This window comes from Paenibacillus sp. EKM211P (genome assembly GCF_011066175.1).
In the GTDB taxonomy this organism is placed as follows: domain Bacteria; phylum Bacillota; class Bacilli; order Paenibacillales; family Paenibacillaceae; genus Paenibacillus; species Paenibacillus polymyxa.
The window spans coordinates 417,674-439,825 of sequence record NZ_JAAMNS010000002.1; the positions used below are offsets into that span (position 1 = coordinate 417,674).

19 protein-coding genes are annotated in these 22,152 nt (G+C 44.4%); 5 read left to right on the top strand and 14 right to left on the bottom strand.

The window, feature by feature from the left end:
* Positions 1-34: 34 nt before the first annotated feature.
* Positions 35-313: an ArsR/SmtB family transcription factor gene (locus G9G57_RS04925; protein WP_013311367.1), complete on the bottom strand. Its 279-nt coding sequence runs from the start codon at positions 311-313 to the stop codon at positions 35-37.
* Between the two features lie 228 nt (positions 314-541).
* The gene (locus tag G9G57_RS04930; RefSeq protein ID WP_040103170.1) at positions 542-1,279 is read right to left on the bottom strand and encodes an SDR family oxidoreductase; all 738 of its coding nucleotides are present in this window, start codon (positions 1,277-1,279) and stop codon (positions 542-544) included.
* A 351-nt stretch (positions 1,280-1,630) separates the two neighbouring features.
* Between G9G57_RS04930 and G9G57_RS04935 the strand changes: the two genes are divergently transcribed.
* Entirely contained in the window at positions 1,631-2,560 is a 930-nt protein-coding gene (locus G9G57_RS04935) for an AraC family transcriptional regulator (RefSeq protein WP_164964577.1), read from the top strand.
* A 97-nt stretch (positions 2,561-2,657) separates the two neighbouring features.
* Here G9G57_RS04935 and G9G57_RS04940 read toward each other — a convergent pair whose 3' ends face one another.
* Together G9G57_RS04940 and G9G57_RS04945 are read right to left on the bottom strand one after the other, a co-directional pair.
* A complete protein-coding gene (locus tag G9G57_RS04940) occupies positions 2,658-3,293 on the bottom strand; it encodes a hypothetical protein (protein WP_164964578.1) in 636 nt (211 codons plus the stop codon).
* A gap of 87 nt (positions 3,294-3,380) precedes the next feature.
* Positions 3,381-4,418, bottom strand: coding sequence for a LacI family DNA-binding transcriptional regulator (locus G9G57_RS04945; RefSeq protein ID WP_013372419.1), 1,038 nt, complete (start codon positions 4,416-4,418; stop codon positions 3,381-3,383).
* A 341-nt stretch (positions 4,419-4,759) separates the two neighbouring features.
* Between G9G57_RS04945 and G9G57_RS04950 the strand changes: the two genes are divergently transcribed.
* The gene (locus G9G57_RS04950) at positions 4,760-5,812 is read left to right on the top strand and encodes a 2,3-butanediol dehydrogenase (RefSeq protein WP_013372421.1); all 1,053 of its coding nucleotides are present in this window, start codon (positions 4,760-4,762) and stop codon (positions 5,810-5,812) included.
* A 117-nt stretch (positions 5,813-5,929) separates the two neighbouring features.
* Here the strand turns inward: G9G57_RS04950 and G9G57_RS04955 are convergent, their stop codons facing one another.
* A complete protein-coding gene (locus G9G57_RS04955; protein ID WP_185156673.1) occupies positions 5,930-7,924 on the bottom strand; it encodes an AraC family transcriptional regulator in 1,995 nt (664 codons plus the stop codon).
* Between the two features lie 272 nt (positions 7,925-8,196).
* Between G9G57_RS04955 and G9G57_RS04960 the strand changes: the two genes are divergently transcribed.
* Entirely contained in the window at positions 8,197-9,540 is a 1,344-nt protein-coding gene (locus tag G9G57_RS04960) for an amino acid permease (protein ID WP_013372423.1), read from the top strand.
* Between the two features lie 7 nt (positions 9,541-9,547).
* Positions 9,548-10,711: a VanZ family protein gene (locus tag G9G57_RS04965; RefSeq protein ID WP_164964579.1), complete on the top strand. Its 1,164-nt coding sequence runs from the start codon at positions 9,548-9,550 to the stop codon at positions 10,709-10,711.
* 120 nt (positions 10,712-10,831) lie between these two features.
* On the opposite strand, the gene G9G57_RS04970 is transcribed toward G9G57_RS04965, so the two are convergent.
* The 7 genes from G9G57_RS04970 to G9G57_RS05000 form a co-directional block, all read right to left on the bottom strand.
* Positions 10,832-11,485, bottom strand: a complete 654-nt coding sequence (locus G9G57_RS04970) for a nitroreductase family protein (protein WP_016821829.1) — start codon at positions 11,483-11,485, stop codon at positions 10,832-10,834.
* A gap of 50 nt (positions 11,486-11,535) precedes the next feature.
* Positions 11,536-11,928, bottom strand: coding sequence for a MarR family winged helix-turn-helix transcriptional regulator (locus G9G57_RS04975; RefSeq protein ID WP_164964648.1), 393 nt, complete (start codon positions 11,926-11,928; stop codon positions 11,536-11,538).
* A gap of 283 nt (positions 11,929-12,211) precedes the next feature.
* A complete protein-coding gene (gene gdhA, locus G9G57_RS04980; protein ID WP_019688217.1) occupies positions 12,212-13,588 on the bottom strand; it encodes an NADP-specific glutamate dehydrogenase in 1,377 nt (458 codons plus the stop codon).
* Between the two features lie 418 nt (positions 13,589-14,006).
* Positions 14,007-15,398 (bottom strand): threonine synthase, encoded by a 1,392-nt coding sequence (thrC, locus tag G9G57_RS04985; protein ID WP_164964580.1) that lies wholly within the window; start codon positions 15,396-15,398, stop codon positions 14,007-14,009.
* Between the two features lie 216 nt (positions 15,399-15,614).
* Positions 15,615-16,958: a TldD/PmbA family protein gene (locus G9G57_RS04990; RefSeq protein ID WP_164964581.1), complete on the bottom strand. Its 1,344-nt coding sequence runs from the start codon at positions 16,956-16,958 to the stop codon at positions 15,615-15,617.
* Between the two features lie 3 nt (positions 16,959-16,961).
* Positions 16,962-18,356, bottom strand: coding sequence for a TldD/PmbA family protein (locus G9G57_RS04995; protein WP_164964582.1), 1,395 nt, complete (start codon positions 18,354-18,356; stop codon positions 16,962-16,964).
* Positions 18,357-18,740: 384 nt separating this feature from the next.
* On the bottom strand, positions 18,741-19,046 hold the full coding sequence (locus tag G9G57_RS05000; protein ID WP_185156674.1) for a hypothetical protein: 306 nt from the start codon (positions 19,044-19,046) through the stop codon (positions 18,741-18,743).
* Positions 19,047-19,725: 679 nt separating this feature from the next.
* Between G9G57_RS05000 and G9G57_RS26355 the strand changes: the two genes are divergently transcribed.
* Complete coding sequence (locus tag G9G57_RS26355) at positions 19,726-19,869, top strand: IS3 family transposase (protein WP_425312629.1); 144 nt, start codon at positions 19,726-19,728, stop codon at positions 19,867-19,869.
* Positions 19,870-20,218: 349 nt separating this feature from the next.
* Here G9G57_RS26355 and G9G57_RS05010 read toward each other — a convergent pair whose 3' ends face one another.
* Together G9G57_RS05010 and G9G57_RS05015 are read right to left on the bottom strand one after the other, a co-directional pair.
* Positions 20,219-21,307, bottom strand: a complete 1,089-nt coding sequence (locus G9G57_RS05010) for a DUF262 domain-containing protein (protein WP_164964584.1) — start codon at positions 21,305-21,307, stop codon at positions 20,219-20,221.
* Positions 21,308-21,321: 14 nt separating this feature from the next.
* Positions 21,322-22,107, bottom strand: coding sequence for an FRG domain-containing protein (locus G9G57_RS05015; protein WP_164964585.1), 786 nt, complete (start codon positions 22,105-22,107; stop codon positions 21,322-21,324).
* Positions 22,108-22,152 lie beyond the last annotated feature (45 nt).

Consider the following 22,152-nt stretch of genomic DNA (forward strand, 5'->3'; position numbering starts at 1 on the left):
TTTTTACAAATATCGAAATTAAGACTAAAAAAAATTATGTGATCAGGAACGGGGCATATTTCTGTGCTGCTTCCACATCCAAACTGTAATAAATAAACGTCCCCTCTTTACGGTATGTGAGCAGCCCCGACTCTGCCATTTGCTTCAGATGGTGCGATAGCGTTGAAATAGCTACACTGTTCAGCTTCTCGCCCAGCACAGAGCAGCATTGGTCACTTTCCTCTTTTAACAGAAGTGCTATCTTGAGACGAGTCGGTTCTCCAAGTGCTTTATATATTTTTACAGCTTGCTGCATCTCTGTTGTATCTTTCACCCTGTTCGTCTCCCTTCAGTTCCAGCCTTAATTTCGATGTTTGTCGAAATTAAGTTAACACAAACTTTGGTAAAAGTAAACCCGTTATGGTAAAGTCACATCTTTTTTGAACTCTATAGTGTGAATAATGGTCTTTCTCATCTTATAATAAAATAATCCCCCATCCATAAAGATAGAGGACCAAACAATCTAAAGGCAAAGATGAACTACGGATTTCATTTCATGGTGTTAATTCGGACTTGCCGTGGGTCTGACAATGATTTCATTCACATCTACATCTGTAGGCTGCTCCATGGCATACACAATGGAACGAGCAATGGCATCCGGCGAAATTGAAATACGGCGGTATTCTTTCATTCCCTGCCGGGCCTCTTCATCAGAAATACTGTCGGCAAGCTCGGATTCAGTTACTCCCGGTGATACCAGTGTTACACGAATATTCCCTCCAACCTCCATACGCAATCCTTCGGAAATGGCCCGAACCGCATACTTCGTTGCGCAGTATACTGCTGCAGTCGGAGTTACACTATACGCGCCAATAGAGGCAATATTGATAAACTGACCAAATCCTTGCTTTTTCATAATGGGAAGCCCTGCCGCGATCCCATGCAGAACGCCTCGTATATTAACATCAATCATGCGGTCCCATTCTTCTACCTTCAGGGCTTCCAATTTTGAAAGAGGCATCACTCCCGCATTGTTCACAATGACATCCACACGTCCAAATCGTTTTTCAGTATACTTAATGAACGCTTCCATCTGCTCCCTTTGGGTCACATCCAGTTGCAGATAATCAGCGGATCCCCCTTTTGAACGAATTTCGGAGGTAAGAACCTCCAATCGTTCTGTGCGTCTGGCCCCTAATACCACATGAGCCCCATGTTGAGCAAGTAAACGAGCAGTAGCTTCACCGATTCCACTGCTTGCCCCTGTAATAGCTGCGACTTTCCCTTTAATATTTAACATGCTTGTTCCTCCTTTAGTTTAAAATGTTACTGAAAAACGATAAGTTACCCACATCCCTATATAGGGATACTGAGAAGCGTGTACACTTTTTTCCGCTTTGTTGCTCTCCATGACTATTTCACTCCTTTGCACTTTTATTTTTTCTTAATTGCTCATTAGGTGTTGTATCTGCATCTTATTATGAGAGGAATGTCCATCGGGCTGGTAGAAGAATCAGAGCAAATTATTGCCTAATCCTCCAAATACACTTAATATGAATTCAAATCGATATCGAAAAACAAAGCGCATCTTAAAGTGAATTGTCCACTGAGGAGTGAAGATTAGCTACGTTGTGAAAAAGGGAGGGTCCTAGTGAAAGCAACCGAAATTGAGAGTTCTACTACGGAAAAGCAAGCCGAATTGCCCAGTCTCATAGAACAATTTACAAGTCACGACGGAGTTCACGCTACAGATATCCCTTCACTTTACTTCGTCCGAAGTTCGAATACCACCGTTCCGATTTATCAGGTTCATGAACCCGCCTTATGCATTGTGGCCCAGGGGAGAAAAGTTGTGATACTCGCAGAGGAAAGTTACTATTACGGCACATCCGACTACCTTGTGGTTTCGGTGGATTTACCCATTTCCGGGCAGGTCATACAAGCATCAACTGATGCTCCTTATTTGTGTCTTCGACTCAATTTTGGTCCACATCAGGTTTTGGATCTGATCAACGAACCTGCTTGCTCCGCAAACTCAAGCACGGGTTCCAGACGAGGCTTGTATGTAAGTCAAACCAACTCCCTACTGCTGGATGCCGTGGTAAGGCTCGTACGTCTTTTGGAAAGACCGCAGGATATTCCGGTGCTGGCTCCATTAGTCATTCGTGAGATATTGTATAGGATTTTACAGGGGAAGCAGGGGGAATCCTTAAAACAACTGGTCATGACTGGCAGCCATTCAAGCCGGATCGCAGAAGTCATAAAGCGAATTAAACAAGATTATGATAAGCCGTTGCGAATTGAGGAATTGTCCCAACTGGCTAGTATGAGTCCTTCGTCGCTACATCGTCATTTTAAAGAGGTTACGGCTATGAGCCCCATGCAATATCAAAAACAATTACGGCTGCAAGAAGCTCGTCGCCTGTTGTTATCTGAATCAGCAGATGCGGCAGATGTCGGTTTTCAGGTAGGCTACGAGAGTCCCTCTCAATTCAGTCGTGAATACGCTCGCTTGTTCGGCCTGCCTCCAATTCGTGACATCAAGCGCTTGCGTGTAGATCAGGATCACCTCCAATCATAATCGCAGGATGTACAAACAGCACAAAAAAGCTGCCTCGGATAGAGAAGCAGCTTTTCATTTTATATACTTCGAGGCAAAGCTCATCACTCGTTCAGCATCAATAGGGATTATCCAGCTTGGCGAACAGGACACGAATAACATCCTTCTCTGCCGTAGTAAGCTGTTGCCCAGCCTGCCATTGTTGAATCTCTTTCTTGACTTCCTTTGGGTCTCTATAGCTGAGAGCATACCCGATGCCCCCTATACCTTGTACACGGTTGGCTTTGTCCATATTTGCCAATGCTCGGGTCATCGCAGTTCTGTCTCTTGTAAACAAATCTCCCATAAGTGCATCATAGCTTTCAGTTAGCGCTCCGTCCAAGCCAGCAGTGCCCTTAATCACATTGGGGAAACTTTCCGAAGGAATCAAAGCACGCTGCTTATACAAATATTCGATAATTTCCATGCTTTGATGTTCACTGATTTCGTTCATCTTCCTCCAATCAATACCTGCCAATTGGTCCGTAATGTGACGTACCTTTACTTCATTATTGAGAGAGGAATCCTTATAAAAGGACAGCACAAGCTCCTCTTTACTTTGCTGGGCACGCTGCGTACTGACTGCGCTATGCTTAGACACCTCATTGCTTGCTTCAGACGGCGCCGCAGGGTCAGCATGGGGAGTACACCCTATGATTACAGCCAGCAATAGTATAGTACAAGCTACAGAAACAAACACGCTACCTTTTGACACGAATCCACTCTCCTATCCACACCTTTTACACCTGCGACCGCTCATCTATTGGTATGACGGAGCAGGATTCAGATCTAGACTTATCTTCTACTCGTCACGCCCAACCGTAGGCTTACGGATCACAGAGACGCTGGATTCCCTGACGATCAAACGAGGCTCGAACTGTACACGCTCATAATCTCCCACGGTCTGGTCCTGAATTCGCTTAAGCAGCAGCTCCGCAGCCAGGCGTGCCACCTCTTCCCCCATAATAGAAACTGAGCTGATCTGTGGGGTCGTTACGGTCGCCCACAAATTGTTGTCAATACCAACCACTGCAACCTCTTGCGGTACTTTTACACCCAAATCCTTAAAGCGGTTTACGATTCCTATGGCCACCATATCATTAACTGCATAAATGGCATCCGGCATATTTTTCAAGCTGTAAAAATAATCGGCTGCCCGTAGCCCAGTCTCGAAGGAAAAGTCATCGCCAAAATACACCAGTGAAGGGTCCACATGCTGGAGAGACTGCTCATAAGCAAAGTATCTCTCTTCGATTTTATCCTTTGCTGCACCTGCATAAGCAATTCTCGTTCTCCCGATTTTAAGCAAATGCTCCATCACAAGTCTTCCCTCTTGCCGAGCCAAACTGACGATATCCGCTTTAACGTCTTCACCCAGCTTCTTGCCATAGTTAATAATGGATACCGGAACGCTAGCCTTGTTAATCAGATCAACCAACATTTTGGGATACGCCAGTGGCATAATGATAAGCCCGTCTACATGCAGTTTCTTAACCTCACGTACTGTTTCAAGCTCCATTCTGGCATTCCCGGCCGTATTGATCTGCACAACACGATAACCGTGCTGCTTGGCGGCCTGTTCTACGGACCAAGCAATCTCTGGAATAATCGCGTTCCGAATATCCGGTACAGCCAACGCAATTTGACGTGTCTGCCGTACCTTTAGACTTTGAGCTGAGGTATTGGGCGTAAAGCCCATTTCTTCAATCACTTGCAAAATAAATGCCTTCGTCTTGGGGCTGATGCCCTCACTATCATTAATAGCCCTAGAGACAGTCGCAATACCGACCCCTGCCCGCTTAGCTACATCCTCTATGGTTACTTTCTTTTGCTCTGACACACCCAAAATCCTTTCACGCTCGGAATCGTTTTCTATCTATGCACATAAACTCTCTAATATAGATATTATACCACAGAATAGTTCTCTAAAAATTGAATTCGTTTTCTTCTAGCCTCTGCTTCACTTGCAAAATTCACAAAAATTCTTTTGTTCTAAGCAATGAGTCAAATATAGCGCCATAGTCACAAGTGATTATATTCACAAAAAAATCAAGTGCTTTTTGCATTAATTTGGTTTGACAATGTGTAAAAATTGTGACATATTATTTTTCGGAAACGTTTCCTAATTCATTCACTTTTATAGCGGCAATGATCATATAATCATCAAGGAGATGACAGGACATGCAAGCATTGAGATGGCATGGAGTAAAAGATTTACGTTTGGAAAATATTGAGCAGCCCGCTGCTCTTCCCGGAAAAGTAAAAATCAAAGTCGAATGGTGTGGTATTTGCGGAAGTGATCTCCACGAATATGTAGCAGGACCGATCTTCATTCCTGAAAATGCTCAGCATCCATTGACTGGTGAAAAAGCTCCGGTCGTGATGGGACATGAATTTTCTGGACAAGTCGTTGAAATCGGTGAAGGCGTAACCAAAATTCAGGTTGGCGACCGTGTAGTCGTTGAACCCGTTTTTGCATGTGGAGAATGTGATGCATGTAAACAAGGCAAATATAACCTTTGTGATAAAATGGGCTTCCTCGGTTTGGCAGGCGGCGGCGGTGGATTTTCTGAATATGTGGCTGCTGACGAGCACATGGTTCACAAAATTCCAGAAAGCGTATCTTTCGAGCAAGGCGCTTTGGTAGAGCCTTCGGCCGTTGCTTTGTATGCTGTACGTCAAAGCCAGCTGAAAGTCGGCGATAAAGCTGTCGTATTTGGCGCTGGTCCTATCGGATTGCTCGTGATTGAAGCGTTGAAAGCTTCGGGCGCATCTGAGATTTATGCAGTAGAGCTTTCCGAAGAGCGTAAAGCCAAAGCTGAAGAGCTGGGTGCTATCGTGCTTGATCCTAAGACTTATGACGTAGTGGAAGAGCTGCACAAACGGACCAACGGTGGCGTAGATGTAGCCTATGAAGTCACTGGAGTACCTCCTGTGCTGACTCAAGCGATTGAATCCACTAAAATCAGCGGACAAATCATGATCGTCAGCATTTTTGAAAAAGATGCTCCGATCAAACCGAACAATATTGTCATGAAAGAACGCAATCTGACTGGTATTATCGGCTACCGCGATGTATTCCCGGCTGTTATCAGCTTGATGGAAAAAGGATATTTCCCTGCTGACAAACTTGTGACCAAACGTATTAAGCTCGAAGAAGTGATCGAGCAAGGCTTTGAAGGTCTTCTGAAAGAGAAAAATCAGGTTAAAATCTTGGTATCTCCGCAATCCTAATATCGAAAATAAATCAGATGTCTGCCCTTTGCAGGCATCTTTTTATATAAAAAAACGCTCTCCTTCCTGCGACATACTGTCGTCAAGATGAGCAGCGTTTTTTGATTACCGTTTTGCTTATTTCATTACATTTTTCAGAACATCGTCAATCATTTGACTGTTTGCAATTGTACCTGTATACAACCAGCTGGAATCCTTACCAAAATCGTATACGTGCCCTTCTTTAACTGCCGGAATTCCTGCCCAGACTGGATCTTTAATAATCTCATCCTTGCTCACTTTTTTGCTGTTCACGATAAAGATATAATCAGCGTCCAGCTCAGCCAGTTTTTCCAGGGATAAGTTGCTCCAGTTCGCCTTGGCTGTTTTGGAAATCTCCTGTACGACCTGTGGAATCTTGAATCCCAAATCCTTGTACAATACATCACCGCTGGATAGATTCTGGTTCACCACATATACGTTTTTATCCGTTACCCACAATGCCGCAGCGGTTTTTTGTCCTACCGTCTGACTTAGCTTGGCTTTCGCTTCTGCTGCTTTTTTGTCGTAATCGCTCAATGCCTGCTTCGCTTCACTGCTCTTATTCAGCACCTCACCCACGGTCAGCAGCTCTTGGCGCCAATCATTATTCATATTACTACCTACAACATAGGTCGGAGCAATTTTGGAGTATTGATCATATTTGTCACCTTCGACCATACTCGCACTGTCCATAATGATCAGATCAGGTTTGAAGTTCAGAACCGCCTCGAACGGAAGATCTGAAGCGATGGCAGGAACATCCTTCAATTCTTTTTGCAGGTAAGCTTGAACTGAATTTTTACCTACCGACCATTGGGCTACCGGTTTAACACCCAACGCTACCAGATGATCCTCAAGATAAGAAGCGAGCACACGCTGAGGCTGAGCCGGAACCTTCACCTCATGCCCAAGTGCATCCTTCAGCACCCTTTCCTGTGATGTTGGTTCCGCTGATGTATTATTGTTCCCTTGCGACGCGCCATCGGTTGCCGCAGGACTGGATGAGCCTGAGCACGCGCTCAGCAGCAGGGTAAAACTAAGCAATAAAATAAATGCCATGGAATGCTTTGCGTTTCTATTCATTCGTAAAATCCCTTCATCATGATTTTGATAATGATTATTATCCTCAATAACAGTATGCAGGGCGCCACTTTTCGAATCAATGGAACATTCAGACATGCTTGATGGATTATCCAGACGCATATTACTAATAAAAGCAGATGAATATAAGCTGTCCCGATAATGAACCGGGGATACACCAGTATATTTTTTGAATGCCCGGCTAAAGAAATACACATCCGGATACCCCACACTCACAGCAATATCCTGTAAAGTGGCATCCGTCTTCCGCAAAAGCTCCTTCGCCTTGTCCATCCGTAATTGAATCAGATACATAATCGGGCTGCAATCCGTTTGTTTTTTAAATAATCGGGTCAGGTGTCGCGGGCTGCATTCCAATAATCCGGCCAGACGTTCCAGTGTGATGGATTCCGCATAATGAGCCTGCATAAATCGAATTGTCTGTGCCACGACATCCCGCGTGGAAGTCCGAGCCTGCGGCTCCTGCCATTGACGCATACATTCATATGCAAAATCATAGAACCGACCCTGAGCCTGAATCTTCGATAACGTCTCTTGATCCTGCCAGGCGTCCGCCAGTAGTTGCAGCTTTTGATATAGTATAACCGGATAGGACGGTCTGAAACCATAAGCTATCGAAGGATGATTATACACCGTGTTTCCCGAAAAAGAGTTTGCTTTATATAGTACAAGAATATATTCGATTCCGCACGGCGAGGGCTTTATATTCAGTTCAAAGCCTTTGCTGCCATGCAGTACATAACCTGAATGGGGTGCATCCTTCCAATCACCAGCCAAGCGTACGCTACCCTGTAGCATAAACACAAAAGCATGCGCTGGGAGACGATAGGGTTGAGCCAGCTCTTCCGCTTCCAGTCGAATGTGCCGGACATCCATGACACGGATCGACGAATGAAGCCATACGGACAGCAGCTTGTTCAGCTCATCAGCTTCATGCCCCTTGCTCATCCCGGTATGGGAACCTGTCTGCTTTTGCCGATCCTGCTTCACGTATCCAAGCCTCCGCTTCTTAAATATCATACTTTTTTTCAAACCAACCTCATTATATATCATAAAGACAGAATGATATCATAATACAACAATCGTCAACGATATCATTCTGCCTCTGTTCACCAGTTTGTTCCCTATCTATGTCATTCTTCCTACCAGATCCTATTTCTTTCATTTCCTAATTGAATATTTTCATGTAGTATAAGTCTAATTGAAGTAACCCTGCTTGGGCTATGCTGAAGCTATACACTATGATGAAGGAGGATTTCATATTGAAATCAAATGAAGCAACTTTACACAAAAAGCTTCGACCACGGCATATTACCTTTATGGCTATGGGTGGAGTCATCGGGACGGGTATTTTTAAAGGAAGTACCGAAACGATTAGCTTGGCAGGACCTGGAGTTATTTTGTCCTATGTCTTTGCAGGACTCCTGCTCCTGGTCGTTATGGGAGCGATTGCTGAGATGGCGACGGTCTACCCCAACATGAATATGAAGGATTTTATTCGCAAGGCTTTTGGAGAGCGACTTTCTTTTATTATCGGCTGGTTGTATTGCTTCATGTGGCTGGCCGTCTGTGTTATTGAGGTCATTGCTGCTGGAAGCTTTCTGCAATATTGGTTGCCAGATGTTCCTCTATGGCTCCTCAGTTTAGCAAGTGCGGCTTTCATTATTGTCGTCAACATGCTGAGTGTCGGCGGTTTAGGGGAGCTGGAATTTTGGTTGGCGGGTATTAAGATCGCCATGATTATTATCTTTATCGCCTTGGGTGGCTGTATACTATTCGGAATTATTCCCACTGAAACTCCACCTTATCTGAGCAACTACGCGCAGCACGGCGGGTTTCTCCCCAATGGCTGGCTGGCTATCTTTTCGGCGTTGCTGGTCGTTACCTTTTCTTACGGAGGGTCTGAGCTGATCGGATTGACGTTGACGGAGACTGAAAATCCAGAAAAGGTACTGCCTAAAGTGGTTAAAAGTTTTATTCTTCGCGTTGTTTTGTTCTATACGCTGCCAATTCTCATTATTTGTGGCTTGATTCCCTGGAACCAATTGGATGCAAGTACCAGCCCGTTTGTCCAGGTATTGTCTTCTGTAGGGCTTCAAGGCTCAGCTCATGTCATGAACTTTATTCTGATCACTGCTGTACTGTCTGCCGCCAATTCGGGAATTTACGGGGCTACACGCATGCTCCATTCGCTGGCGATTAATGGAGAAGGTCCCAAGTCACTCGCGCGCCTGTCTTCAAATGGAGTTCCGGTGAACAGTCTCAAACTGTGCGCAGTCATCCTGATTGTTGGCTCCATGGTCGCATACGTCGCTCAGGACGGGCTGTTCCGTATTTTGATGGCTGTACCTGGCTTTGTCGTGCTGCTTGTCTGGAGCTGTATCTGCCTGTCCCAATTGAAACTGCGCAAATCTTATCCAGTAGAGCCTACTTTCAAGATATGGGGATATCCTTATATAACGGCGGTAACAGTGGGATGCCTATGGGTCATTGCCTTCCTGTTCTTGATTGACCCGCAAAATCGGATCAGCATCAGTGTATGCGTGGCTTTTATGGCATTTTTAATCATCTGGTCTTTGGTGAAGTTCCGGAGAAAGCAGGCTTAAACAGCTCATGATTCAATCGTATCTGTTTCCAGTTTCATATGCTTTTCTAGCCTTCCCTGTTGCTGCGTTACTGTTTACACTACCATTTCTCATCGTGCAATATCGCAGACATGGCTATATTCACAAGGCTAGAGCGTGGTTGCTTTACTTGATGCTGTTATACTTGATGAACGCCTTCTTTTTGGTCATACTACCGCTTCCAGCATCGCGTCATAATGCAGCCTTGGCCGGGGGAGCGTTGCAATTAATGCCCTTGCAGTTCGTGCAAGACATTATAAGAGAAACATCCGTTTCACCTGCTCATCCCTCCAGTTATGTTCATTTGCTGAAGGAGCGTGCTTTTCTGCAAGTGGTTTTTAACGTGATGATGACCATGCCTTTCGGTATGTTCTTACGTTATTATTTCCGTGCACGATGGAGATGGTGTCTCATTCTGTCCTTCACCTTGTCCCTCTTCTTTGAGGTGACACAGTTGACAGGATTGTATGGATTTTTTGACCATGCGTATCGTGTGTTTGACGTGGATGATCTGATGGCCAATACTTTGGGCGGTATGCTGGGCTTTCTGCTCGGCGAATGGTTTTCACGCTTTCTTCCCCGCTTGGAGCATCTGGACAAGCATGTGGACATTACAACCAAACGGGTGTCCTATACGAGACGAGGAGTAGCCTTCTTAGTGGATTCTATCCTTTGGACAGGGTTACTCGGCATGATGGAGTCCCTGCATGTATCTGCTGCTTTCTGGATTTCCAGCGGGATATACTTTATGGTGGTTCCTTACCTGACGAATGGACGGACTCCAGGGAAATGGCTGGTACGTATTCATCTTACAGGGAGAGGAAAACGAGTTTCCCTGTGGGAGCTCATCAAGCGGTACAGTCTCTTGTACTGGTTGTATTTTGGACTGAATTACGTACTGGGTGGACCTGTGCTGCGGTCTCAAGTGTCCCCTTGGGTAAGTGTGCTGATCGGTCTTGTGCTATTGGTGTTGAACGGATGGTTCTTTCTCCATCTGGTCATACGCCTGTTCAAGAAAGCACCGTTATTTTATGAGGAGCTTAGCCATACTTCTCACCAGATTATATGGCCCAAGCGTGATCATCCACCTCAGTATGACACTGCTGACTCTGGACAGACACCAGATGCGAATATAGGTCAAGGATCACCCTAAGACTAAAGGACGTCATCAATTCCCGAATCAGCGTTACATCCGGCAAACTAAAAACAGGCGGAGCAAAGGATGTCCTTTGCTCCGCCTGTTTTTTTATGTCGCGTATAGATATAACTTAACTTATTTCCACTGTGCAATTTGATCAATCGGCAAACGTGTGGACGGGTGCCCCTCGTTGATTCCTTTACCCATCGAAATGAGCATAACAGGAACATAACGATCTTTGTCCATACCAAAGGCCTCGGCAATTTGATCCTTTTCATAACCACCGATAGCGTTGGTATCGTAGCCATGAGCGCGTGCCACCAGCATAAGCTGCATAGATACCAAACCACCGTCGATCAGAACTGTTTCTCTGTTCACAACGGGATCAAGGGCAGCAAAATGGGCTGTTACTTTTTCCTGTTGCATTTCTTTAATGTCTTGTGGCATATAGCCCAGTTCTACAGCTTCTCCAAAGATTTGTTCGAAATTATCAAAGTTGTTCAGATCCCCAAACACAGCGATTACAGCAGAAGATGTCTCCACTTGACGTTGGTTGAAACGAGCCAATGGTGCCAGAGTTGCTTTACCTTCTGGGCTGTCAATCACAAGGAAACGCCAAGGTTGCAGATTAATGGAAGATGGTGCGCGTGTAGCTTCTGTCAAAATCTCTGTCATTTCCTCGCGGCTGATCTTCACGGACGGATCGTATACTTTTACCGAACGGCGTCCCAATGCGATTTCTTTAAAATCATTCGTTTTTACAATATTGGATGTATTCGTATTACTCATTCCAATCTCTCCTTTGTTCCTCTGTGGGTAAATGTAAAATGACAATGTTGTCAGTCCATACTGGATATATGACTATTCATCACTTGCAGCATATCAGCTAGCTGCTGCCGCTGGGTCTCGTCGAAGCTCTGTAGCAGCTGAGCTACAAACTGCGAGCGCTCCTGCTTAAAGATGACAATACGCGCACGTCCATAATCGGTCAGTCTTACCAAAGTAACCCTGTTGTCCTCTGGCTTCGTGCGTCGTGTGACCATTTCAGTCGCCTCCAGTTGTTTCAAATGGCGCGTTACGGCCGCACCGTCGATGCCAACCTCTTTTTGCAGCAGCGTTTGGCTAATCTCCTCCACTTGATACAACTTGCATAACAACTGCAATCTGGATGCGCTGATCCCTGCACACCGCTCAAACTTGGAGCTAATCTGCTTGTTCAGTAGCAGCAGCATATCAAAAATATACTCAGCCTCGGATGGTGTCTGGGTGATATCAATCTCTCCTCCCTTTAGCATATCGCTGGGCCTCGTGATCCAACCTTTGATCCATCAATTATTGATCTATCAAGTAATATACATCCTCTTTAGCAATAAATCAAGTCCCTGAGAAAAATAAAGTGCCTCATGCCAAATAAAAGCTGAGCGACTCACACGGAGCCGCTCAGCTTCAATTTTGCTTTTATTAGCTAGGTTATTCAATCATTGTACAATGGAGAAAAGGAATTGTGACGTTGAGTTAGATAATTCCGTGAGACAGCATAGCATCAGCCACACGCACAAATCCGGCGATGTTCGCTCCGACCACCAGATTGCCTGGCACGCCGTATTCCTCAGCCGCCTTCACGCTGTTAGCATAGATATTTTTCATAATATCATGCAGCTTGGCATCCACTTCCTCAAAGGTCCATGACAGGCGCATGCTGTTCTGCGACATTTCGAGCGCCGAAACCGCTACTCCGCCTGCATTAGCAGCTTTGGCTGGTCCAAACAGAACTCCGTTCTCCAAAAATACTTCAATGGCCTGTAGCGACGACGGCATATTGGCACCTTCACCGATAGCTTTTACGCCATTACTTACCAGCAACTGTGCTGCTTGCTCGTCGATTTCATTCTGTGTCGCACATGGCAGTGCGATGTCGCATGGGATTGACCAGATTCCCGAGCAGCCTTCTGTATAGATTGCGCCTGGACGCTCTTTTGTATACTCGCTAATCCGCAGACGATTCACTTCTTTAAGCTGCTTCACCAGCTTGAGATCAATACCGTCTGGATCATAGATATAACCATTCGAGTCACTACATGCCACGACTGTAGCACCGAGCTGCTGTGCTTTTTCAATCGCATAAATGGATACGTTCCCCGAGCCCGACACAACAACACGTTGTCCTTCAAAGGACAAACCTTGAGCTTGCAGCATCTCGTTTACAAAATACACACAACCGTATCCAGTCGCTTCTGTTCGTGTGAGACTGCCTCCGTAATGAATCCCTTTACCTGTCAGGACGCCGCCTTCATGTCCTCCGCGAATCCGCTTGTACTGCCCGAACATGTATCCGATCTCACGGCCGCCTACACCAATATCCCCTGCCGGAACGTCGGCATCTGGGCCGATATATTTATACAGCTCCGTCATAAAGCTTTGTGTAAAACGCATCACTTCGTTATCTGATTTACCTTTGGGGTCAAAATCCGAACCGCCTTTGCCACCACCGATAGGAAGACCCGTCAACGCATTTTTGAAAATTTGCTCAAAACCCAAAAATTTGACGATACCCAGGTACACAGATGGATGGAAGCGAAGTCCACCTTTATAAGGACCAATCGCACTGTTAAACTGTACGCGGAAGCCACGGTTGACCTGTACATTGCCTGCATCGTCTACCCAAGGTACACGGAAGGTAATGACACGTTCTGGCTCCACCAGCCGTTCCAAAAGCCCCTGCTGCATATACTTAGGATGCTTAGCCAATACCGGAATTAGCGAATCCAAAATTTCTTTGACGGCCTGATGGAATTCATTCTCATGAGGATTGCGCGCGATAACCTTCTCAAAAACGGACTGCACATATTCGGCTGCTGCTTGTTGACTCTGCTCTGGACGGATCATGGTCATTATTTAATACACCCCTTTTATAATTAGCCCCTCTGTTAAATGACGGAATGACTTTTATTCTGCACCTTCGAGAGTGGAACTTTATGTATTCATAAAATTTAGTTAACTATACATGATTTTTTATATAAATACATCCAATTTCCCTATAAAAGATTTTTGTATCCTTCATTAAATAACTCTATGAACCTACCACTGCCTGTTATATTCCTAAAGCCAAATCCCTTGATTTACGGGCTTTTTTCACGATTTCTAAGGCTCTAACACCTTACTCTATGTGGCATTATAATGTGAACAAATTGAAACTAAAACATACATCATATCTGGAAAATATGGATATAAAAAAGGAGGCTAGCGCCCAGGGCGCAGCCTCTTTCCCATCTGTAAGAATGTAACAACTCACCATTACGGAAATATTCTGTTACACATAAAAGGCTTCAAGCTGACGCACAATTTCGGCCTCGTCATGCTCTACCACCTGCTGGTGTTGCGGCTTGGAGAACAATTGTTCAATTTGCGTCGGGAATTCCTGCTTAATGTCCACCAGACGGATCGCCTCATCGAATTTGGCTGGATGCGCTGTCGCGAAGGTCACACAGACTTCGTCCGCGCCATTATACGCCTCATACGCAGCAATACCGCAAGCCGTATGCGGATCGAGCAAATAATCGTATTCGGCTTTGTACTTTTTGATCAGCTCCAGACACTGCTCATTCGAAGCACCCAGCGCTTCAAAATCCTGCTGGACACGTTTCAAATCCTCTGCACCGATCACAATCCGTCCCTCTGTTTTGAGGTTATTCATGTATTCAGATACCTTGGCTGCATCCTCTCCGAGGAAGTAGTACAGGTATCTTTCGAAATTACTTGCCACCTGAATGTCCATGGAAGGACTGTATGTGCTTTTGAAATCGCCCGGCTGGTATTCGCCAGTCTTCACGAAGCGCTCCAAAATGTTATTTTCGTTCGTGGCAATGATCAGCTTGTGGATGGGCAGACCCATTTTCTTCGCAAGAAAGCCGGAAAAGATATTGCCAAAGTTGCCGGATGGCACGCTGACATTGATCTTCTTCGTACCCGCAGACTCCTGCGCCCGGAAATAAGCATAGAAGTAATATACTGTCTGCGCCAAAATACGCACAAAGTTAATCGAATTAATCGCCCGCAGATGATGTTTGGCTTTGAAGTCCAGATCTGCAAACAGGTCCTTAATTACTTTTTGACAATCGTCAAAGTTCCCTTTTACGGACAGATTCAGTACATTTTCATCGTCTACTGTCGTCATTTGCAGCTCTTGTACCTTGCTCACCTTTTGATGCGGATGCAAAATACAGATTTTGATGCCTTCCTTGCCACGCACGCCTTGAATGGCTGCTGCTCCCGTATCGCCCGAGGTTGCACCCAAAATATGAATGATCTCATTCTGCTTTTTGGACACGTAGGAATAAAATTCACCCATAAATTGCAGCGCCACATCCTTGAACGCGAACGTAGGCCCATGGAACAGCTCCAAAATAGACAGGGAATCGTTGATCTTCTTCACTGGCGTAACTTCCGGATGACGGAAGCTTGCATAACTACGCTCCACCAGTTGCTCCAAATCCTCACGAGGAATCTCATCATTGATATACAGCGCAAAAACTTCCAGCAGCAGCTCTCTGTAGCTCAATGTAGCCCACTGCTCCAGCGTAGCTGCCGACACGGTCGGAATCTGCTCCGGCACCATTAGTCCTCCATCGTCAGCTAACCCCATGAGCACAGTATCAATAAATCCCTTGGCTTCTACTCGACCTCTAGTGCTTATATATCTCATATACATCCCCCAATAAAAATTCAATTCGAACCTTTTTTCGAATATATTATTGTCTATAATACCCTGTCGCGGTGCTGTAACCAAGCCTTTTTTTCATATTTTAAAGACTTTCTCCTACTTTACCATACCCCGATGCATCAGGCATCTGTCATTGCTAGACAATCAGAACGTCAGGAACAGGTCGTAAGTGTGAAAAAAAGCAGGCTACTCCAGTCATTAGGAGCCTGAAATCGAAAGTGCAGCCAGCTTGAGCGAAGGAGATGTGCAGCTTCCCGTAAAACGCAAATCGTTGCCAACTTCCTCTACCTGCTGTAGGACGTCAAAGAAGTTGCCTGATACGGTAATCTGATTGACCGCTCTGACCACCTGCCCCTGCTCAATCCAGTATCCCAGACAAGCCAGCGAAAAATTACCGGACGCCGTATTGGTACCCGCATGCAGCCCTTGCAGCTCGACGATCATCAACCCGCGATCCGTCTTGCGAATCATGTCCTCCAATGTACACGTGCCTGGCGCCACGTACAGATTATGATACGACACCCCAATTTTACCGTTATAGCTGCCTTTGGAAGCATGAGAGGTACTCTGTACCCCAGCCTTGCGAGCCGTCTTGCGGTTATGGAAATACGTCCGCAATTCGCCAGCCTTGATGATCTCGTTGCGGCGTGTCGCACTGCCTTCCGCATCAAACGTGCTGCCTGCCGGAACGTTCTCCATTAGCGGATCATCGATCAGCGTGATATGTTCGCTTGCCACCTTTTGCCCCAGCTTCCCAGCCAAGCGTGAAAAGCCTTTATCCACCGACTCCGCAGAAAATACCGACGTATAGGCAGCCAGCAATTGCGCGGCTGCATCATGACGGAAAATGACTGGATAGTTATCTGATTGGATCGTGTGCGCACCCAGCTTGGAAACAGCCTCTTTCACAGCTTTATGCGCCACATCCGCAATATCGATCTCCTCCACGCTCCGCAGCGAATAATCATGCCAGCCCCCGGTAACCGTCTCGCCATGATCTGCTGCAATCACATATACATAAGCGGTCGCCAGACTTTTGTGACGATGACAATGCAGTCCTTTGGTATTCACAATCAGGACCTCATTCTCACGAACGCTGACCGAGCAATGTCGAGCCATCACGATTCGTGGATCTGCGGCAAGCGCTGTACGTTCCATTTCCAGCGCCGCTTCGATCAGAATTTCAGGAACTGTGTCAGCCAACGCTACGGCATAGGCAGGCTGCTCAGGATAGCTCTCAGAGCCTGCAAACAGCTCATCCTGCTCTTCGCTCTCCAATATATCCGCGTTGCTGCGTGCTTCTTCCAATAAAAAGTCGATCACGTCGGATTCCAGCTTCTCCGTAGAGGCATAGCCCATTTTGCCGTTAATAATACCACGGAAGGAAAGTCCGCCATTTTCAACGATGGTATATTGGTCAATTTCTCCCTTCAGTACCTTCACCGAGGTAGAACGTCCATTTACATAGTAGATTTCCATATCCGCGTAGCCCATTTCCCGACCTTTCGCGAACAACGCTTCCTGAAATTGCTGAATATTCATTGCCTATTCCCCCTTTCGTCCGCCGACGGTCATTTCGGATACTCGAATCGTTGGCTGTCCGCAGTTGACCGGAAGACTTCCACTGACCGAGCCGCACATCCCCTGACCATGATCCAGATTGTTGCCGACCATATCAATATTTTGCAGGGTTTCAATCCCTTTGCCGATCAGCGTTGCGCCTTTGACCGGCTCGGCAATTTTACCGTTGCGAATCATATACGCTTCTTCAACCGCAAAATTAAACTCGCTCGTCGAAGTATTCACCGAACCACCGCCCAGCGATTTGGCATAGATCCCGTACTCCGTATTGGCAATGATCTCTTCACGGGTAGACTCGCCATTCGCAATAAACGTATTGTTCATACGGGATGCAGGCGCGAATTTATAGGACTGTCTTCGTCCCGATCCTGTCGCAGGTACACCCATCTGGCGCGAGCCCATGCGGTCGATTAGATATCCTTTTAAAATACCGTTCTCGATCAGTACGTTGCGCTGTGTCGGTGCTCCTTCGTCATCGATATTGAGCGAGCCCCATGCATTCGGAATCGTTCCATCATCTATAGCTGTAACGAGCGGTGAAGCCACCTGCTGCCCGATCTTATTGGCAAACACGGAAGTTCCATGCGCCACCGCCGTAGATTCCAGCCCGTGTCCACACGCCTCGTGGAAAAGAACGCCGCCGAAGCCATTTTCAATCACGACAGGCAGTCTGCCACTAGGCGCATATCCCGCTTTGACCATCGTGGACGCAATCCGAGCAGCGTGTCTGGCATTTTCTTCGATATTCAGATTCTCCAGGAATTCAGTCCCAGCATACGCTCCCGGCCCACGGAATCCGGATTGTCTATGCTCTCCATCAGTCGCAATCGCGCTTATTCTCATGCGTGTATACGTACGGGTATCCTCCACCAGTAGCCCGTTGCTATTGGCGATTAAGATGTTCTGGATCGAGTTGCTAATCCCAACAGAGGTTTGCGTGATGGAAGGATCGTATTGGCTTGCCGCCTCATGCGCCCGTCTCATCATGTCAATCTTGGCGCGTTTCTGCAAACCGTCAGGAATGATCGCAATCGGATGTTGGTTAGGGATGGCGTGGGGATGGAGTGTAATGGTGTGTGTACCTGGCGCTCCACCTCCGCGAATAGCCTTGGCAGCCGATTTGGCCAGTCGAATCAGGCTCTGTTCGCTCATATCACTGGTGTACGCATACACCGAAAAATGCTCCTTCATGATCCGAATACCAATCCCAAAATCCCGGCCTGACAACGCCGTATCCACGACTCCTCCGGTCATGCCCAGTTGTCCATTGGTACGGTCCTCGACGAACACCTCTGCAAAGTCTCCGCCCGTCTCCAGCGCGGCTTGCAGCATATCCTGAATCTGTGTTGGATGTATCATCACGTTCCTCCTCGTATTTGCCATGTTTCCTATTGTACGTCTAAGCGATCAAGATCATATGCGGGTTCATGTTTATTTCCCATAACTTTACTATACATGATATGGGAGTGGGTGTAACTATCTGGGTGGCAAGTGGTTTGGAAGGGAGTGAAAATTCCATGTGTGGGATGGAGGGATTGAAATGAGAAAACCCGACCGGACCTTGAAGGGTCATGTCGGGTTTGGCTTTTTAAGGAGGTAGTACGTACAACTAAGGCCGCTACGTAGACGGATCATTCTTTCGATCGCTGTTGCCCCCAGATTTTTGATTATATTTTAACGGTACAAATCCGGGTTCAAAGGCGAACGCTGCGCTTCTTCAGAACGATTCCGCCCCCTCCGCTGCTATGTTTGGGTTTGCTTCATTCTGTCCGCCAAAATACTTTTTTTCAAACGAACTTTAAACAGTTCTCTTCGTAAATCCAGTTCCATGATATGAAGATGATCGGCCGCTTCTTTGACGGTTTCCATGTGCAGTACACTTGCCTTTTGAGAAATGATAGCTAGCGCATCCCAAATGAGCTTTGTGCATGTTTTAAGTCTCTCTATGTGTTCGTCTTCCTGCTGTACCAAACTTTCATATTGCTCAGCCGTATTTTCAGATGGGTTTGTATGTTCCACGCTCTTTAGTATCTTGGGTTGGGTATCCAAGTTATCATCTCCTTTTTATTCAAAGTGTAGCAAAGGATGATAACGGATGTGGTACGTGGATACGTAACAATGAGAGAATAATAGTGAGCGACCTAGAGAGCAATTCAGGATGGAAGATTTAGGACGGAAAATATCGGGAGAAAATAAAGAATAAACTTATGATACTCAGAACCCTTGTACAGTAAACATGCAATACTTCACATATGCTGGGTAATCAGTGAGAACACCCCCGATACGATCTATCCTTACGACTACAAAACTTAGAACTGACCTCATAGGCTGGGTTAAAATAAAATATCTTTAAGAGAATGCCCTATGTCTCAAGATATGGGAGAACTTTGGTGATGTTTTTGCTATGGCAACAAAAGTGATTACGTATCTTCCATTCGGCGGGAAAACCTTGTACTTATCGAGCATCTTGGACTTATATAACAGTGAGATTGTGAGACTTAGAGTATAGCAGGTAAACAAGACAAGTCTTTTATTTTGGATAAGTTGCACCAACTTCCAAGTTCACCTAGCATATGATCCTTATAAAGGATCAAGGTAGTGTGCACATATCTCAGACCTACCAGAAGGCAGTCAAAGGATAAGGCAATACCTTTAGCATCTCTGACATGGAACGCCCGCTGATAATGCCCCCATCGAATTGTTTCATTTCTACACTTAAGTCTGAAACATTCTATCTCGATGCCTAACTTGTCAACAACGGCAATCGTTGTATGAACGGGTTCGAGAATATATTACCTACTATATCTCAACTCATATTCAAGCGAAACTAAATTACCAGTCACCGATGGGTTTCCGACGGCTGGCTGCGTAATTTGTAAGGTATTTTGGTCTCTGCCTCACAAATAGGGGGTCCCCCCCCTTTACGGATGTCAGGCTTTTATTTTGAATTGAATAAGTACTTTCTACACTCATACTTAAGCTAAGGAAAAATATAGACAATGATGATGAGTTAGATAAATCATATACACATACTAACCATCTTCCATTTGAAATTTCGTATAGAAAATACTGCACTGCCTCTGAAATAATAACAAGTTTTAGATCTCTAAAATCTACAACTACAAATATTCCGATTTAATTTTATTTAAACCCATTCTAAGAAACAACTTGCGTTCTTTTATAAAATTGAAATAATAGATATAAAATTAATATTTTTAAATTTATTCCCATTCTAACTCATGAGAATCAATTAAGGTTAATTCATCAACAAAACCTTGGCGTTTATAAATATTATAATATTGTTTTAATATAGATAATCTTTCTTTTATTGCATTTAATGAGTTTGCGCCTTGTTGATTTAACCTATCATATTCATTTAATATAGGATTTAATCGTTCGAAGCTCATCTTCCGATTATTCATTTTAATCTTCTCAAAACTATATATAAATTTTCTCAACTTTTCTGGATTTTTGTCCCAATTATCTCTAATAAATAAATAATAAATTGGTATAGTCGTTTTTTGTGTTAATAAATCTTCTATCCCCTGGAATATTACGCTCATAAGTTTAAGTCCACTTATAGTTCTAAGTATCACTTTATCTATCTCTTCTTTTTGAATTTTAAATGTTTCTACAAATTTATCTAGATTGGTTTTAGTAAGCGAAGACAAGACATCACTATATTCTAACAATAAAAGTTTTGTAAGAAGTTCCTCATATGAAAACCTAGAATTTTTAAACCGTAGCATACTAAAGAAACTATGTCTTGATACAATAAGTTTTATTTCCCTGTTAAGATATCCTTCTTTAGCAAGCCTTTTCTCAGAATTATTTAATGCAATCCCTTCATTTAGTCGTAAGAATAGTTCCCTAATCTTTTCTTCATCGTTGGTTATTATTTGAACTACGTCTAGAGTGTATCTATCTAAACGATCAACTATTTTAGGATAATTTACCGCTAGATAATCATAGCTTTTCCCTGATATATCTCCAGATTCCACGTCATCTAAAGTAAAGTCTTTAGAAAGGGGAAATTTATTCTCAATAAAATCAAAAATACATTGCAATCTTTGTTTACCGTCAATAATTGAGTAGAGATATTTATCATTTAAGTTCCATGGTTTATGAACATAGAATTTAGGAACATCATATCCGTTAATTATTGAATCAATAAACAGTTGTCTTGCATTTACATCCCACAGTCCACTTACTCTCTGATAAGGAGGATCAAAGTCAATTTGTTCCTTTCTTCTATACCAGTCTAATATTGATTGATTAGACTCACTTCTAGCAGGTATTATTTCAAACATCTTTTAGCCCCTCCTCAATACAAATTAAATTCTTTGGAAATCTCAGATGAAAGATTTTCTAAGGAAGGATATATTGAATTCTGCGTTAAGCCTAATTTTCTAAGCTCATCCTGGATTTGAGCTATAAAATTTTTATCAATTTCTATTGTAGTGATAAAATCTCCTAGTTCAGTTAGATGTTTTAATGAGTGCTCTTCATTAGGTCTTGCTGGAAAAATCGTGAATGCCCCTTTCTGAGCAACAATCCTTATATTATTTAAAGGGCCCACGCATGCTAGAGGAAATCTATAGTGATTGTTACCTCTCAAACTAAAAATATTCACAACTTCTTCCATGATTATATTTGGAATAAACTTTTCAGGTTTTTGATGGGTTCTTGTAAATTCATTATTTAATTTATACGGCTCCAAACAGTACACTACTGCATTATAATCTTGGCCTTCGATACGGTTCATTACAGCAAATGAAAGTGCAATCAGGGCGTCAGACGTCCAGTCTAATAGTCTTGTTGGTATACCATAATGTTGCATTACAAAAAGCCATTCAAAATAGGAACTAGGGACTTTATCCAGAAGAGGAATAGCTCGTGATTGAAATCTAAAATATATACTTTCCTCTAATCTTAGTCCATTTTCTTGTCGAACTAATTTGGGTACCAATCTTTCATAATCTTTACCCTGTCCGCGAAACCATAGTAAATCTTTCCCCGAATAGAGATTCTGGACTTTCTCTAAATAATCAATTATTGATGTAACTGGGGGAATGATACTTACAGCCGGGACTGTATTTGTTCCTACCATATTTAATTTATCTCTCCTTTATAGGTAATTCAAAATTTACCAATT

Coding starts and splice junctions, on each gene's coding strand:
- G9G57_RS04930 (WP_040103170.1), bottom strand. CDS start 1,279: ATGTTAAATATTAAAGGGAAAGTCGCAGCTATTACAGGGGCAAGCAGT.
- G9G57_RS04950 (WP_013372421.1), top strand. CDS start 4,760: ATGCAAGCATTGAGATGGCATGGAGTAAAAGATTTACGTTTGGAAAAT.
- G9G57_RS04965 (WP_164964579.1), top strand. CDS start 9,548: ATGATTCAATCGTATCTGTTTCCAGTTTCATATGCTTTTCTAGCCTTC.
- G9G57_RS04970 (WP_016821829.1), bottom strand. CDS start 11,485: ATGAGTAATACGAATACATCCAATATTGTAAAAACGAATGATTTTAAA.
- G9G57_RS04975 (WP_164964648.1), bottom strand. CDS start 11,928: ATGCTGCTGCTACTGAACAAGCAGATTAGCTCCAAGTTTGAGCGGTGT.
- gdhA (WP_019688217.1), bottom strand. CDS start 13,588: ATGACCATGATCCGTCCAGAGCAGAGTCAACAAGCAGCAGCCGAATAT.
- thrC (WP_164964580.1), bottom strand. CDS start 15,398: ATGAGATATATAAGCACTAGAGGTCGAGTAGAAGCCAAGGGATTTATT.
- G9G57_RS04990 (WP_164964581.1), bottom strand. CDS start 16,958: ATGAATATTCAGCAATTTCAGGAAGCGTTGTTCGCGAAAGGTCGGGAA.
- G9G57_RS04995 (WP_164964582.1), bottom strand. CDS start 18,356: ATGATACATCCAACACAGATTCAGGATATGCTGCAAGCCGCGCTGGAG.
- G9G57_RS05010 (WP_164964584.1), bottom strand. CDS start 21,307: ATGTTTGAAATAATACCTGCTAGAAGTGAGTCTAATCAATCAATATTA.
- G9G57_RS05015 (WP_164964585.1), bottom strand. CDS start 22,107: ATGGTAGGAACAAATACAGTCCCGGCTGTAAGTATCATTCCCCCAGTT.